22 protein-coding genes are annotated in these 14,351 nt (G+C 69.7%); 18 read left to right on the top strand and 4 right to left on the bottom strand.

Going from position 1 to position 14,351, the window contains the following annotated elements:
* Positions 1-62 precede the first annotated feature (62 nt).
* The 3 genes from E9232_RS12570 to E9232_RS12560 form a co-directional block, all read right to left on the bottom strand.
* Complete coding sequence (locus E9232_RS12570) at positions 63-854, bottom strand: DeoR/GlpR family DNA-binding transcription regulator (RefSeq protein ID WP_309794410.1); 792 nt, start codon at positions 852-854, stop codon at positions 63-65.
* A gap of 60 nt (positions 855-914) precedes the next feature.
* Positions 915-1,187: a hypothetical protein gene (locus E9232_RS12565; RefSeq protein ID WP_309794409.1), complete on the bottom strand. Its 273-nt coding sequence runs from the start codon at positions 1,185-1,187 to the stop codon at positions 915-917.
* A gap of 238 nt (positions 1,188-1,425) precedes the next feature.
* Positions 1,426-1,992, bottom strand: coding sequence for a LexA family transcriptional regulator (locus E9232_RS12560; protein ID WP_309794407.1), 567 nt, complete (start codon positions 1,990-1,992; stop codon positions 1,426-1,428).
* Between the two features lie 314 nt (positions 1,993-2,306).
* Between E9232_RS12560 and E9232_RS12555 the strand changes: the two genes are divergently transcribed.
* From E9232_RS12555 to E9232_RS12480, 16 genes are all read left to right on the top strand, one after another.
* On the top strand, positions 2,307-2,642 hold the full coding sequence (locus E9232_RS12555; protein ID WP_309794405.1) for a hypothetical protein: 336 nt from the start codon (positions 2,307-2,309) through the stop codon (positions 2,640-2,642).
* On the top strand, positions 2,639-3,157 hold the full coding sequence (locus E9232_RS12550; RefSeq protein WP_309794404.1) for a hypothetical protein: 519 nt from the start codon (positions 2,639-2,641) through the stop codon (positions 3,155-3,157). The genes E9232_RS12555 and E9232_RS12550 overlap by 4 nt, the downstream gene beginning before the upstream one ends.
* Before the next feature lie 18 nt (positions 3,158-3,175).
* Complete coding sequence (locus E9232_RS12545) at positions 3,176-3,712, top strand: DUF6456 domain-containing protein (protein ID WP_309794402.1); 537 nt, start codon at positions 3,176-3,178, stop codon at positions 3,710-3,712.
* 357 nt (positions 3,713-4,069) lie between these two features.
* Positions 4,070-5,413, top strand: a complete 1,344-nt coding sequence (locus E9232_RS12540) for a DUF1073 domain-containing protein (RefSeq protein WP_309794401.1) — start codon at positions 4,070-4,072, stop codon at positions 5,411-5,413.
* Positions 5,414-5,597: 184 nt separating this feature from the next.
* Positions 5,598-6,623, top strand: a complete 1,026-nt coding sequence (locus E9232_RS12535) for a DUF2213 domain-containing protein (RefSeq protein ID WP_309794399.1) — start codon at positions 5,598-5,600, stop codon at positions 6,621-6,623.
* 65 nt (positions 6,624-6,688) lie between these two features.
* Positions 6,689-7,162 carry a structural cement protein Gp24 gene (locus E9232_RS12530; protein WP_309794397.1) on the top strand — a complete coding sequence of 158 codons (474 nt, stop codon included), beginning with the start codon at positions 6,689-6,691 and terminating at the stop codon, positions 7,160-7,162.
* A gap of 50 nt (positions 7,163-7,212) precedes the next feature.
* On the top strand, positions 7,213-8,166 hold the full coding sequence (locus tag E9232_RS12525; protein WP_309794396.1) for a DUF2184 domain-containing protein: 954 nt from the start codon (positions 7,213-7,215) through the stop codon (positions 8,164-8,166).
* Positions 8,167-8,340: 174 nt separating this feature from the next.
* Complete coding sequence (locus E9232_RS12520; RefSeq protein WP_309794395.1) at positions 8,341-8,652, top strand: hypothetical protein; 312 nt, start codon at positions 8,341-8,343, stop codon at positions 8,650-8,652.
* Positions 8,653-8,654: 2 nt separating this feature from the next.
* Positions 8,655-9,023, top strand: a complete 369-nt coding sequence (locus tag E9232_RS12515) for a DUF4054 domain-containing protein (RefSeq protein ID WP_309794394.1) — start codon at positions 8,655-8,657, stop codon at positions 9,021-9,023.
* The gene (locus E9232_RS12510; RefSeq protein WP_309794393.1) at positions 9,023-9,373 is read left to right on the top strand and encodes a hypothetical protein; all 351 of its coding nucleotides are present in this window, start codon (positions 9,023-9,025) and stop codon (positions 9,371-9,373) included. Before E9232_RS12515 ends, E9232_RS12510 begins: the two co-directional genes overlap by 1 nt.
* Positions 9,373-9,780, top strand: a complete 408-nt coding sequence (locus tag E9232_RS12505) for an HK97-gp10 family putative phage morphogenesis protein (RefSeq protein ID WP_309794392.1) — start codon at positions 9,373-9,375, stop codon at positions 9,778-9,780. Before E9232_RS12510 ends, E9232_RS12505 begins: the two co-directional genes overlap by 1 nt.
* Positions 9,781-9,820: 40 nt before the next feature.
* Positions 9,821-9,997, top strand: a complete 177-nt coding sequence (locus E9232_RS12500) for a hypothetical protein (protein WP_309794391.1) — start codon at positions 9,821-9,823, stop codon at positions 9,995-9,997.
* Complete coding sequence (locus E9232_RS12495) at positions 9,984-10,397, top strand: DUF3168 domain-containing protein (protein ID WP_309794390.1); 414 nt, start codon at positions 9,984-9,986, stop codon at positions 10,395-10,397. Before E9232_RS12500 ends, E9232_RS12495 begins: the two co-directional genes overlap by 14 nt.
* A gap of 72 nt (positions 10,398-10,469) precedes the next feature.
* Positions 10,470-10,919 carry a phage tail tube protein gene (locus E9232_RS12490; RefSeq protein ID WP_309794389.1) on the top strand — a complete coding sequence of 150 codons (450 nt, stop codon included), beginning with the start codon at positions 10,470-10,472 and terminating at the stop codon, positions 10,917-10,919.
* Positions 10,919-11,389, top strand: a complete 471-nt coding sequence (locus tag E9232_RS12485) for a gene transfer agent family protein (protein ID WP_309794388.1) — start codon at positions 10,919-10,921, stop codon at positions 11,387-11,389. The genes E9232_RS12490 and E9232_RS12485 overlap by 1 nt, the downstream gene beginning before the upstream one ends.
* Complete coding sequence (locus tag E9232_RS12480; protein ID WP_309794387.1) at positions 11,386-11,532, top strand: hypothetical protein; 147 nt, start codon at positions 11,386-11,388, stop codon at positions 11,530-11,532. Before E9232_RS12485 ends, E9232_RS12480 begins: the two co-directional genes overlap by 4 nt.
* A 38-nt stretch (positions 11,533-11,570) precedes the next feature.
* Here the strand turns inward: E9232_RS12480 and E9232_RS12475 are convergent, their stop codons facing one another.
* Positions 11,571-11,954, bottom strand: a complete 384-nt coding sequence (locus E9232_RS12475; protein WP_309794386.1) for a hypothetical protein — start codon at positions 11,952-11,954, stop codon at positions 11,571-11,573.
* An 86-nt stretch (positions 11,955-12,040) separates the two neighbouring features.
* Between E9232_RS12475 and E9232_RS12470 the strand changes: the two genes are divergently transcribed.
* A complete protein-coding gene (locus tag E9232_RS12470) occupies positions 12,041-14,182 on the top strand; it encodes a hypothetical protein (RefSeq protein ID WP_309794385.1) in 2,142 nt (713 codons plus the stop codon).
* Positions 14,183-14,206: 24 nt separating this feature from the next.
* A complete protein-coding gene (locus tag E9232_RS12465) occupies positions 14,207-14,347 on the top strand; it encodes a hypothetical protein (RefSeq protein ID WP_309794384.1) in 141 nt (46 codons plus the stop codon).
* Positions 14,348-14,351: the final 4 nt, after the last annotated feature.

Here is a 14,351-nt window from a genome sequence, read left to right as displayed (position 1 = left end):
GGGCGGCGTCAGGATAAGGCGCGTCGGTCAGAAATCAACAGGAAATGCAACAAAATGCAACATCAATGCGATGCGATGATCAGCTCCAGCCCCTTCCGCTCCAAGGCCTCAGCCGTTGGGGCGGGAGGGCGCGCGTCGACGATCAGGCCGGTGGCGGCCTCGAACCGCGGGATGCGCAGCGGGGTCAGGCGGCCGAACTTGCCGTGGTCGAGCACGAAATAGGCGCGGCCAGCGGCGGCGGCCATCCGGCTGCGCTGCTCCGCCCCGGCGCGGGTGTAGTCGGTGACCTCGCCATCGGCCGACAGGCCGCCGCCACCGAGGAAGGCGATGTCGATGCGGAAGCGGGCCATCGCCTCCAGCGCATCGATCCCGCTGGTGGCCTCCTCACGCGGGTCGATCTCCCCGCCCAGCAGATGCACCCGCATCCCCGGGATGTGGCACAGCAGCTGGGCGATGGTGAGGCCGACGGTGCAGATCGTCAGATTCCGGCGCTCGCCCAGCGCCCGGGCCACGGCCAGGGTGGTGGTGCCGGAATCGAGGAAGACCACCATGCCGTCCTCGACCAGGGCTGCCGCGGTCCGGCCGATCGCCGCCTTGCCCTCGGCATTCTCCGTGCTGCGCTGGGCCAGTGCCGGCTCTTGGCCCTCGCGGCGGGTGGCGCCGCCATGGACGAGATCGAGGCGGCCGCCATCGGCCAGCTGCTTCATGTCGCGCCGGATGGTCTCGCGGGAGACGTCGAAGAATTCCGCCAGCGCGCTGATCGACACCGAGCCATCGGCGGCGAGCCGCCGGAGGATCTCGTCGTGCCGGCGCGGCGCGAGCGCCCGGCTGGAGGGGGGGAGGGGGCTGGACATCAATGGAGTGTGAGGGGTGTCCGGGAATGTTGCAATATGTGGCGATCGTCCCGCGATCGCCTACTCCGCGACAGCTCGGACCAGCGCCGCGGCCTTGAGCCGAAAGCTGCGGACCGCGGCCAGCCTGCGGGCAGGCCCGGCGCCGTCGGTCACGCCGAGGGCCCGCAGCGCGCTGCGGTTCTCGCGCAGGCAGACCAGCCCTTCCGCCGCCTTGCGCTTCCAGAATTGCGGCGTGGTCGGGCCGGCCAGCAATTCGAACCCGCCGCGTAGCCCGCCATGCACCCGAGGACGGTTGGCCGAGATGATCTGCAGCAGGCGCTGGCTCGGCGACATGACCCCTCCCCGGAAGCGGGCATCCCGGCGAGCCGCCGAAGCGCTTCCCGGAAGCCAGATCGCAGACACAAGGGAGAATCCCCGTTTTGTGTATCTAAAACAACCCCAAAATGGGAAATATGAACAAACACTGAAAAGTAGAGAGGGTCGGCTGAACGGCGTCGGGCGTCGCGAAGTCGATCGGCGCGGGGACGTTGAACGACGGATTGCTCAAAAAGGCGTCGCAGCGGGCCGGCCGCTAGTCGCGCTTGACCCATTTCACCGGGACCACCCACTCGACCACGACATCCTCCATCGGCGCCGCGTTGTAGCTGTCGAGGGTGAAGTAGCCGGGGCTGGAGCCGCGGCGCAGCACCTTCACGAAGGTGCGGCCGTCGGCCAGGCGGACCACCACCTCGCGCCCGATCAGGCTGGTGGGGTCGGCTGAGGCGTCGGCGCGGCGGTAGTAGATGGTCTCGCGCTCGAGATAGCGCGGGAACATCGAATCGCCGGCGACGATCACCGCCACGGTGGTCTCGTCGGCGCCGGGCGGGGCGTCGACCTCGTCGATCTGCTCCGACGACGCGTCGCCATCGAACAGATGCACCTCGGCGCCGGCGCCGACCTTGCCGACCAGCGGCACGGTGCCGGCCACGCCCATCACCTCGAGCTCGCCCGCGCCGAAGGCCTCGGCTGCCTGCCGGATATAGTCCGCGGTCAGCCGGCGTTCGCCACGCTCGAGCTTGATGAACTGGCTGCGCGAGATGGCCATGGCCTCCGCCGCCTGTTCGTGCGTCCAGGCCCTGGCCAGGCGCAGTCGTTTCAATCCGTTCCCCATTTTGGGGACTATCAGGCATTTTGAGATAAATGTCATTCCCCAAAATGGGAAATATCGGCTTGTCGATATTTCCCAATATGTGTAACATCTCGATCTGGATATGGCCGATCGCCGATGTCCCGCCACCAAACCCGGAGGCCGACCATGGATTCTCGGCTGCTCGACGCCCTGGCCGTCGCCGCGCTGCTCGGCCTGACCGTGGCCCTGGTGCTGCTCAGTGGGGCGGCCGGTTAGCCCCACCCGCGCTTCCTCGTCCCGATCCGTTGCGGCCCGGCAGACCGCCCTTGCAGGAGTTCCGTCCGATGAATTTCGCATCCGTCCTGTCCAGCCGCGCCGCCGGCCCCATCCTCGGCCTCGCCCTGCTCGCCGTCCCGGCGGCCGCGCAGGCCCCGCAGCAGAGCCCCTGCGCACCCTATGAGATCATCGCCGCCTCGCTGAACGAGCGCTACCACGAGGCCCCGGTGGCCCGGATGCTGGCCGACCAGGGCTTCGTCATTGAGGTCCTGGCCTCGGCCGACGGCGCCACCTTCACCGTGCTCGGCGTCCAGCCCAACGGCACCGCCTGCTTGTTGGCGACCGGATCGGGCTTCGCCTTCGTCAACGCCGCCGCCACGCCGGCGCCGGGGACCGGGGCATGAGCGGCCGTGCCGGCAGGCCGCCGGTCCTGAGCGACCGGAGCCAGGCGCTGTTCGCCCTCGTGGCCGCGGCGGCGGCGGCCGGCACGGTCACGCCCTCGTGCGCCGAGCTGACCCGGGCGCTGCGGGCTGGCGGGCACCGCATCGGCAACAATCCCGGCCTGATCAGCTATGAGTTGCGGCGGCTGCAGACCGCCGGGCGGATCGCCGTGATCGGCGCGCAGCGCCACCGTGTCCTGGAGGTCGTCGCCACCGGCCAGCGCACGGGGCGGCGGCCGATCCGGCCGAGTCCGGATCGCCTCCTGGCCCTGGGGCAGGCGATGGAGCGGCGGCGGGCCGGGCAGGAGGGTTGGCCCCGACCGACCCCGGAGAGCGCGGCCAGCTACGACGCCGCGGTCGCCCGCCGCGACTTCGCCCGGCACGAGCTGCGCGAACCATCAGGGCCGGCCACCCGGATCGGCGCGCCCTATGTCCGGCGCTCGCTGACCGGCTGCGCCGCCCAAATGATGACGACCTGAACCGGCCGCGGAGGGGTGATGGCGAAGGACAGAACCAGACAGAAGCCCTCGGCCGCGGTGATGCGCGAGACGCCGGAGCGGGCCCGGCACGCCGCCGGCATCGTCGATCGGCCGATCAGCACGGCGCTGGGGGCCCCGGTCGGCCGTCTCGTGCAGGCGCCCATAGACCGGCTGATCGCCCGTGGCTCGATCAGCCGGCGTATGCACTCTGCCGGCCAGACGCTGCGCGGCCAGTTCGAGATCGGCGTGCTGGGGGCGCAGAACCGCGACGGCGAGCTGCCGCCGGGCATTCGCGGCACGGCGATGACGCGGACGCCGGGGGAGGTCCAGCTCGACACCCTGGCGGCCTACAGGACGGCGCTGCGTTGCCTCGGGGCGCATGTCGGGGCGGTGGTGGTCGCGGTCTGCTGCTACGAGTACGACGTGTCGGTGGTGGCGGAGCAGCAGGGCCGCAACCGCGACAAGGTGATGGGCGTGCTGGAGGACGGGCTGAAGACCCTGGCCGACCACTACCGCCTGACCGGGACCGATGAGCCGGCCCGGGCCGGTTTCTGATTTTTTAAGATGTTCGCTTTTTGTTCTTGACCGAAGCCGCGTCGCGTGGCATGGTTATGTCACAGTCCGACAGATGCGCCCGCCCGGCTCGCCGCGGCGGGCGCTTCCGCATCATCGACGAGCTGGCGCCTGTACAGCTGCCGCACCGACCAGCGGACCGGCGAGATCCTGCCGCTGCTGCGGGACGCGAGAACCATGTGATCAACGCCCTGCGCTGCGCCGTCGAAGGCCAGCGCCGGGGCATCTACGACACCTCGCCGAGCTGGGTCTGATCGCAGTCTCGGCGTGACCTCTCCGCTCGCGGGAGAGGCAACGCGACCATCGGGCCGGATGGGCCCGGGATTTCGGAGGCCCGCCTTGTTGCTGGACACGCTGACCAACGTCGTCGCCGGGCTGTTCTCGGCCAAGGACAAGCTCGCCCATGATCGGTTCGGGCTCTTTTCCCAGGATCGCGGGCAACTCGATGCCGCCTATCGCGGCGACTGGATCGCCCGCAAGGTGATCGACGTGCCGCCCTTCGACATGACCCGGGAATGGCGCCGCTGGCACGCCGCCCCGCCGCAGATCGCGGCGATCGAGGCGGAGGAGGCGCGGCTCGGCCTGCAGGCCAAGGTCGCCCGCGCGCTGCGGCTGGCGCGGCTGTACGGCGGCGCCGCGCTGGTGCTGGGCGCGGGCGATGCCGACCCGTCGCAGCCGCTGCCGCCGATCGGCCTCGGGGCCCTGCGCTACCTGCATGTGATGCATCGTTGGGAGATTTCGCCCGGCGAGATCGAACGCGACGTGCTGTCGCCGCTGTTCGGCGAGCCCGCCTGGTACCAGGTGGCGTCGGCTGGTCAGAGTGGGGGCGGCCAAAGCGGGGCTGGTCAGAGGAGGGCGGGTCAAAGCGTGCGGCTGCATCCCAGCCGGGTGATCCGCCTGCTGGGTGCCGAACTGCCGGACTGGGCGGCGCAAGGCGCCGACGGCTGGGGCGACAGCGTGCTGCAGGCGGTGATGGACGCCATCCGTCAGGCCGGCCTCGCCACCCAGGGCGTGGCGGCGCTGATCCATGAGGCCAAGCTCGACGTCATCCGCATTCCCAGCCTGGCGCAGAGCCTGTCGAGCCAGGACTACGCCGCCAAGCTGGTGGACCGCTTCACCCTGGCGAACACCATGAAGGGGCTGGTCAACGCCCTGGTGATCGACAAGGAGGAGGAGTGGGACCGCAAACAGCTGAGCTTCGCCCAGCTGCCCGAGATCATGCAGCAATATCTGCAGGTCGCCGCCGGCGCCGCCGACATCCCGGCCACCCGCCTGCTGGGCCAGGCCCCGGCCGGGCTGAACGCCACCGGCGAGGGCGACATCCGCAACTACTACGACCGCATCGCGGCCGAGCAGCGGGTGGTGCTGGGCCCGGCCCTGCGCCGGCTGGACGAGGCGCTGATCCTCAGTGCGCTCGGCGAGCGGCCGGCGGAGATCCATTTCGACTGGGCGCCGCTGTGGCAGCTGGGCGCGGTCGAGCGTGCGGCCGTGGCCAAGACCAAGGCCGAGACCACCGCCGTCTATGCCTCGGCCGGGCTGATCCCGCCCGAGGTGCTGGGCCGGGCGGTGCGCAACCAGGTGGTCGAGGACGGTCTCTACCCCGGTATCGAGGCCGCCTATGCCGAGTTCGACGCCCAGTCGGTGGAGGAGGCGGAGATGGAGGTCAGGGCGTCGACGACCTGATCTGACCGGTGTTTTCGACGGTCCATCTTGCCCTTTTCCGTCATTGCCGGGCTTGACCCGGCAATCCAGGGGCAGCCGGCGCCGTCCTCCATAGTCCCTGGACCACCGGGTCAAGCCCGGTGATGACAACTGAAGAGGCTGGGGTCGCCGTTCGATCCCACGACCTGCCATCACGGGAGATCCCATGCTCATCACCGACGACGTGACGCTGGTCGGCGACAGCCGGACCACGGCCGACGGCTATCTGGTCGCCGCCGCCCGCATCGCCCGCACCGGCGTCCAGACCTACAGCGGCGCCGAGATGGGGCGGCCGGACCTCGCCGCCGTTCGCGTCTGGCGGCCCGAGGACGAGGTCTTCGCGGCCGACGCCATGGCCTCGATGGCGCATCGGCCGGTCACTCTCGACCATCCGGCCGAGGCGGTCACCGCCGCCAACTGGAAGACGCATGGCGTCGGCCAGGTCGGCGGCGAGGTGGCGCGCGACGGCGACTACATCCGCGTGCCGCTGATCCTGATGGACCGGGCGGCGATCGACGCCGTCACCGCCGGCCGGCGGCAGCTCAGCGTCGGCTATTCCGCCGAGATCGACTGGACCGCCGGCACCACCGCGGGCGGCCAGGCCTATGACGCCGTGCAGCGCCGCATCCGCGCCAACCACCTGGCCGTGGTCGACGCCGCTCGCGCCGGCCCCGCCTGCCGCATCGGCGACGCCTGGACCGGCGGGGCGGCCCCGCCGGCGGCGCCGACGGTGGCCACCCTCCAGGCCGACATCGCGGCGCTGCACCAGGCGGCCGAGGCGAAGGACGGCGAGATCGCCGCCCTGGCCGCCCGGCTGCGCGACGCCGAGCTGACCCCGGCCCGGCTGGATGCCGCCGCGGCCGCCCGCGCCGCGCTGGTGGCCGATGCCCGCCGGATCGCCGGCGACCGGCTGGCAATCGAAGGGCGAAGCGGGGCGGAGATCCGCCGCGCCGCCGTCGCCGCCCGCATCGGCGAGGCCGCGGCGCAGGAGATGACCGACGCGGCGATCGAAGGCGCCTTCCGGGTGCTGGTCCCCGCGACAACGCCCGATCCGCGGCACCCCGATCCGCTGCGTCAAGTCCTGGCCGACCGGCCACTGCCGGGCGACCGCAGGGCCGAGGCGCTGCGCCGGCGCGACGGCCGGCTGGCCCAGGCCTGGAAGCCCCGCAACCCGGCCGATCCGGCCCCCTGAGTTCCGATGCGGCCCGATCCGCCGCCCAGCTTCAGCAGTCAGCTTCAGCAAAAGGAGAGACGGACATGGCCGTCGCGCAGAGCAGCTACAGCGAAACCCTCCGGCCCGGCGTCGCCGGGCTGGTCGCCAACATGACCAACGCCGATGGCGACACCCGCATCGTCGAGACCGCCGGCGGCATTCCGTTCGGCGTCGCCGTCGGCCAGGGCGCCGCCGCAAGGGGCGCGGTGCTGGGCGCCGCCGCGGCCGCCGGCTTCGTCGGCATCTCGATCCGCGACGTCACCCTCGATTCCAGCCCGGCCGACCGCTACCTGCTGAACGACAGCATCGCGGTGCTGACCGAAGGCGACATCTGGGTCGTGGTCGGCGGCGCCGTCGCGGCCGGCCAGGACGTCACCTTCGCCGCTGCGACCGGCGTGCTGTCCAGCGTCGCCGCCGATGGCGCCAATTTCGCCGTCGCCGGGGCCCGCTGGATGACCGCTGCCGGCGCCGGCGGCCTTGCCGTGCTGCGGCTCGGCGGCGCCCTGCCGGCCGCGTGACCCCCTCCCGCACCATCCGATCGCCCAGCCCCTCAAGGAGCGACCCCCTCATGTTCGCATTCGATGCTCAGCAGGCGCTGGGCTTCCTCGTCGCCCAGACCAGCCAGATCGAGGCCCAGGCCTACGAGATCCAGTACCCCGACATTCAGTATCCCAGCCTGGTGCCGGTCGACACCTCGGCCAACCCCTGGGCCAAGAGCGTCACCTTCTTCTCCACCGACAAGCTGGGCCAGGCGGCGTGGCACAACGCCCTGGCCAAGGACGTCCCGTTGGCGGATGTCGAGCGCAACCGCAGCGAACAGCCGGTGGAGCTGGCGGCCATCGGCTATCGCTACACGACCGAGGAACTGGGCCAGGCGATGATGATCCCCGGCCTGAACTTGTCGGCCGACCGTGCCGCCGCCGCGGTGCGCGCCTATGAGGAGTTCATGGACGGCGTGGCGCTGCGCGGCGTGCCGCCCAGCGGCGTGTCCAAGGGCTGGACCGGGCTGATCAACGACGCCAACGTCTTCGCCGGCAACGTCGCCAATGACGGCGCCGGGGCCTCGACCCTGTGGTCGGCCAAGACCCCGGACCAGATCCTGCGCGACATCAACGGGCTGCTGGGCGGAGTCTACACCGGGTCGCTGACCGTCGAGATGGCCGACACCCTGCTGCTGCCGGTGACGCAGTTCGACTACATCGCCACCACGGCGCGCACCGCCACCAGCGACGTCACCATCCTCGAGCATCTGCGCCGCAACAACACCTACACCGCCATCACCGGCGCACCGCTGACCATCCGCGCGGTGCGCGGGCTGGAAACCGCCGGCGCCGGGTCCAGCGCCCGCATGGTGGGCTATCGCCGCGACCCTCAGGTGGTGAAGCTGCACCTGCCGATGCCGCACCGCTTCCAGGCGCCGTGGCAGTCCGGCGCGCTGGCGTTCGACGTGCCCGGCATCTTCCGCACCGGCGGCGTCGAGATCCGGCGGCCGAAGGCGTTCCGCTACGGCGACGGCATCTGATCCGCCCGCTCGATGATGCGCCCGGGGCGGCCGTCTGGCGGCGGTTTCTGCGCTTCCGGTGCTCACGGACGACCATGTCCGCTGCGCGCCGGTTCTCGAAACCACCGCCACCCGACTCGCCCCAAATGCATCCTCGAACAGGCTTTGCTTCTCTCTCGTCGGAGGACGCGCGTCATGCGCATCGCCAACATCTCGCCGGGGCCGCGCTTCCTCTACGCCCAGGGGCAGGCAAGGCTGATCGAGCCCGGCGCCGTCGCCGATCTCGACCTGACCGAGGCCGAGATCGCCAATGCCAGGCAGCAGGTCGAGGCCGGGCTGCTGGCCTGGGCCGACCGGCCGCGCAATCCCGATGCCCCGACCGTGGTTCACAAGCGCTTCGGCCAGTATCACATCGTCGGTGTTGACGGCGAGGTGCTGCAGGCCGGCCCCTTCTCCAAAGTCGAGGCCGAGGCCGAGCTGGCCCGGATGCTCGGGCGGGGGGCCTGACCATGGCGGCTCCGACCCCCGCCGAGCTCAAGGTCCGCTTTCCGGACTTCGCCGCCGTCGCCGATGCCGTGGTCCAGGCGGCGCTGGACGAGGCCGCCCTGCAGGTCGACGGCAGCTGGGCCGGCGAGGCGGACATCCGCCTCGGCCGGCTGCTGCTGGCGGCGCACATCCTGACGCTGGACGGCCAGGGCAGCGGCGCCGAGGCCGCGGCGGTGGCAGGCGGCGGGTTCCGGCGGATGAAATCGGGCCAGCTGGAACTCGAACGCCGCGACGACGCCGGAACCGAGCCGGGCACACTCGACTCGACCGGCTATGGCCGCCGCTTCCTCGAGCTGATGCAGCGCAACGTTCCGGCCGTGTCGGTGGTGTGATGGGCCTGCTCAACGGAACGCTCCGGGCGGTGTTCGGCACCGCCTTCACGCCGCTGCTGCCTGACGGCACGCTGCATGTCGCGGCAAAGGATGTCGACGGACAGGTGATCCTGCCGCCGGTGTTCACGGATGTCCCGGTCAAGGGCCATCGCGATAACGTCACCGACCGGCAGCGCGCCGATTGGGGCATCCCGGACCGGGCGGCGCGGCTGATCGTGCTGCAGGCCGGGGTGGCTGCGGCGCCGACCCCGGATGACGAGATCACCCTGGCCGGCGGCCGCTGGCGGATCGGCGCCGTCGAGCGCGATCCGGCGGGGGCTGCCTGGGTCCTGACCGGGATGCCGGCCTGATGGCCCACGTCACCGGCGCGGACCGGCATATCCGACGCCTGAAGCGGATCGGCCAGACCGTTCGCACCCGGGTCGGCCAAGCCTTGGTACCGGCCGCGGAACTGGTCGCGGCCGAAGCGGTGACCAGCATCACCATCGACGCGGTGCGGGGACCGGGCCATGTGCCGTCGCAGCCGGGCGAGCCGCCGAACGCCGACACCGGCCGGCTCGAACACAGCATCGCCGTGGAACGGCGGGGCGAGCTCGCGGTCGATGTGGTGGCGGCCGCGCCCTATGCCGCGGATCTCGAATTCGGCACCTCGCGCGTGGCGGCGCGGCCCTATCTGCGGCCCGCCACCGCGAAGAAGCGGATGGAGGTGGTCGAGCGGATCGTCCAGGCCGCCCGCCGCGGTGTGGAGGATGCGTGAAGTCCCGGTCCTCGCGGCCCCCCGAACAGGAGACCGAACCGTGCCCTGGATCTGCTTCACTGCCGATTTCGATTTCCGGCCGTCGCGCCGTCTCGCCCTGGCTTACCGGGCGGGAACGACGCTGCTGGTCCCGACCGCCACGGCCGATGCCGCGGAAGCCGCCGGTGCCGGCCGGCGCATCCCCAAGCCGAAGGACGACCCGCATGAGCGGCCGTGACCTCTCCGGCCCGCTGCGCCGCGCCGTGGTCGCCGCGCTGCAGGCCGATTCCGGCGTGGCGGCGCTGGTCGGGACCCGCGTCTACGACTACGTCTCGGCCGCTCCGGCCTATCCCTTCCTGCGCTGCACCACCACGATCGCATCCCCATGGGAGGCGACGGGTGGGGTGCAGGGCAGCCTGGTCCAGCTGCAGGTCGACGCCTTCGTCAAGGGCCATGGCCGCGGATCGGTCGAACCCTTGACCGCAGCCGTGGTCGCGGCGCTGGACGAGGCCGATCTCGCCATCGCCGGCGGCACCGTCCTGTCGCTGCAATGGCGGCAGACCCTCACGCTCGACGACCCGGCGGAGCAGGGCGTCACTCACGGCGTCGTCGAGTTCGAGAGCATCGCGGCGCAGTAGCGTCCCCACTCATGCCTGCTGGCATGCCCGGCCCCGCCTTTGTGCGGGGTCTTTTCGTTCGAGGAGATCCCGATGGCCCAGGCCAAGACCTTCAAGTTCAGCGATGTGATGATCCTGCTCGGTAGCGGGGCGACCCCGACCGAGGTCTTCGCCGCGCCCTGCGGCCTGACCGAGCTGGGCATGACCATTGCCACCGACACCAACGAGACCGTGATCCCGGATTGCGACAATCCGGATGACCCGGCCTGGAAGATCACCGACATCACCGCCCTGCAGATGACCTTGAGCGGCCAGGGCGTGCTCGACCGCACCGCCCGCAAGACCTGGGAGGAGTGGGCGTTCTCCGGCGCCGAGAAGAACGTTCGCTGGATGTACGACGTCACCGCGGCGGATTTCGGCGGCTACTACCAGGCGCCCGGCATCCTGACGAGTTACCAGGTCACCGCCCAGCGTGGCCAGCGGGCGACGGTGCAGATCGCCATCACCCTGAACGGCAAGCCGGCCTGGACGGCGGCGACCTGATGGCGGGCCAGCCGAACGTCGCCGCCGAAATCGAGCTGAGATGGGGCGACGGCACCCATCTCTTCGCCCTCAAGCTCAAGCAGATCGAAGAGCTGCAGCGCCTGTGCGGCGTCGGGCTGGGCGAGATCGCGCAGCGGCTGTTGATCCAGCGCCGCTGGTACGCCGGCGACATCGTCGAGACCCTCCGGCTCGGCCTGATCGGTGGTGGCCTGCCCGCGGTGCGGGCGCGGGAGCTGATCGAGACCTATGTCGACGGCCATCCGCTGGCCGATCCACGCGATCCGGCGAACCATCTGGCGACGGCGCAGGCCGTCATCTCGGCCGCCTATTTCGGCGTCGCCGAAGCGTCGGAGGAGCCGGAGGGAAAAGCCGAAGCCGCGGCGGGCGAAGGGACGGATGGATCGACGTCGCGGCCTTCACCGGGCAGGCCCTCGCGGTCGGGCTCTCGCCGCTCGAAGTCCGCCGCATGAGCCTGGCCGAATTCCTGCTCGCCGGTCGGGAATACGCCAGGATCATGGATCCCGGCGGCGCTCCGACCACTGCGGCACCATCCGATGACGCCTTCGACGAAATGCTGGCCCGGGCACGGGAGACGGGCTTCCTGGCGGGATGACGGACGCCGGACGGTCGCTGCGAGCCCGGCCGGCTCGGTCAATGGCAGAGATCGTTGAACAAGGCGAGGCCGTCGTAGAGGACCTTCATCGTGGCATCGAAATCCTTCAGCAGGAGGTTGCTGGAGGTGCTCACCCGGTTGGCCACGTCTCTCATCGCCACGAGGTCGGCCGGGTCGATGCTCGGGTATTTGAGCTTCAGGAGTGCGATCGTGGCTTCAAGCCTCACCGGTTGGGTCATGATCGCTCCAGACTGGTCCGCGGCCGTCCGCTGACTGTTTTCCAAGGTCTTGAGCAGCGTCCTGAGCGTGTCGCATTGCTGTGGCGTGGCGGCGATGGCGGGGGCCGCAAACGCGACTGCAGCCGACAAAGTGGCCACCCGCAGGACAGTGCAGGCGCCGCGATATCTCAGAAAGTTGAGCATATAATATTCCATCCCCCATAAATGGAAATTCCAGTTTCCCGTGAATCTGTTCCCGTGTCGAGCCCGCTTCTCGCCGAGGTGCCGCAATGTCCCAAATCGCCGATCAGATCGTGGTCGAGATCGTCGCGATCTCCGCACAGCACGACCGTACGATGAACCAGGTCGCCGACAGCACCGATCGCAACATGGCGAAGGTCGAGGCCGCTGCGGAGAAGGCCGGTGCCACGGTCGAGAAGGTGGCCGGGACCGTAGCCTCTCGGCTTCCGGACCTGATTAGGAATCTGGGCGACGGGCAGAACGCGCTCCATCTGTTTCTGCAGGAGGGCGCCGTGCTGGCTCCCGCCTTCGGGCCTTGGGGGGTCGTAATCGGGGCCGCCAGTGCCACCCTGGATGCGCTCATCGCGTCCCTTGGCGGCTACGCCGAGGAGATGGATGCGGCAGAAGCCGCCGCGACGGCTTTCTCGGCAGCGATGGATGCCCTGAAAGGCGCATTGTCGACGACGGATGAGGAGGTCCTCAAGTCCAGGAATGAGCTCTCGTTGTTGCAGCAGGGCTATGGAGCGCTGGCTGGGCTATCGCTTTCCAATGCGATCGAGACGAACAACAAGGCCATCGCAAAAAGCTTCGCTGAGATCAAGGAGAATGGTCGGCTAGAGGAGCTTCTTCAGGCCATCGACAACACGACGGCCGCGCTTCGACAGTCCGGTGAGGCGGCGCCGGCAGCTTTTGCCCCGTTCAGGCAAGCCCTGACTGACCTCCTCGACGCGTCCGAGCCAACGCTCACTCAGCTCAACCAGTTTGTCATTGCCGCCGACAACTTCAAAGCCGCATACGAACCGGCGGCGGGTGTTGTTGACGACATCAAGGCAGCAGTGGTCGTGCTTCTACCGGAACTCGCGAAGCAGGCGCTGACGCAACAGACGCTCGACACCTATAACAAGGCCTTCACGTCATCGGCCGGCCAGGCGGCGGAGGCGACCAAGATCCTAGGCCAGGGGTTCATCAACGCGGTCATCCCGGCACTGGAATTCGGCCGGACGATCCAGGGACTGACCGGCCAGCTCGCCGCGCTGTCGAACGCCAAGCCGACGTTCGGCCTGGGCAGTTCCGGGGCACTCAGTTTCGGCGGCAAGGGCACCCCGACGCTGATTCCGAATGCGTTCCCGAGCGTTGACCTGGCCGAACTTGAAGGCCCAAACCCAATCTATGACCTCAACAACCTGGGGACGAAGAAAAGCAGCGGCGCCGGGGCTGCGGCCAAGCAGGGCGAAGCGATCGACAAATCGAACCTGAAGATCCAGCAGCAGATCGACCTCAACACCCGGCTGATCGCTGTCTACACGCAGGGCGACGCGGCCCGCGAACGCGCCAGGGCGCAGTACGACGCCGAGAGCGAGGCCCTGGCGCGCGGCCTCAAGTACGGCACGGATCGGTACAACCTGTTCGTCAAGCAGCGCACCGCCAATGCCGAATGGCTCCGGCTCTCGAACCTCACGCTCGCCGACTTTGCCAAGGGCGAAGCGCTGACCAAGGCCTCGATGAATGCCCTGGAGGCCTACAATGTCTCGCTGAATGATCTCAACCGGCTGCATGACGAGGGCGCTATTAACGCCGAGACCTACAGCCGGCAGCTCTTCAAACTAAAATCCGAGTACGGCGGATATGCAGAAGGCCTTCAGGCTGTCGCCCAGGCCATCCAGGGCGGCATTCAGGGTGCCACCAGCTTCTCGGATGCCCTGATCAAAATTGGGATCGCCTTAGGGCAATTGATCGTCCAGGCGGCGGCGCTCGGTGGCGATGGCGGCGGCCCGCTTGGGAAGTTGTTCGATGCCATCTTCGGAACGTTCGGCGGTCTCCTTGGCAGTATCGGCGGAGGTTCCACGCCAGCACCCGGGATCGGTGCCCTCGGCACCGGCGGGTCGATGGCGGCCGCTTATCCCAGCAAACGTGCCGCTGGCGGCCAGGCGCTGCCCGGCCAGATCTATCAAGTAGGCGAGACCGGCCGGGAATGGTTCGCCCCGTCCGTCCCCGGCCAAGTGATCCCGAACAGCGCGATCAAGAACGCGGCCGGCGGCGGTGGCGGCTCCGGCCAGCCAATCACCTTCAACATCTCCATGGCCGGCGCCAACGGCGACCGCGCCATTGCCGAGATCGCCTCTGCCGCCGTGAAGAAGGGCCTGCAGAGCGTGCCGGAAATCAATCGCCAGCACGCCATCCGCTTCGCCTGAAGCTTCCCAAACCAGGAGATCATCATGCCGCTCAGCGCCAGCGCCAGCGTCTGCGTTGCCGTGTCCGCCCGCCTGCCCAGGCAAACCCGGCACGAGCTCGACACGGCCGCCGACGTCCTCGACTTCGCCGCCGGCGTGGGGTCGGTCATCGAGATCCTGGGCTGACGTC

Origin of the sequence: Inquilinus ginsengisoli (assembly GCF_031453975.1) — a bacterium.
Lineage (GTDB): Bacteria > Pseudomonadota > Alphaproteobacteria > DSM-16000 > Inquilinaceae > Inquilinus > Inquilinus ginsengisoli_A.
The sequence above is the reverse complement of the archived record's forward strand: the minus strand, read 5'-3'. Positions and strand labels throughout refer to the sequence as shown.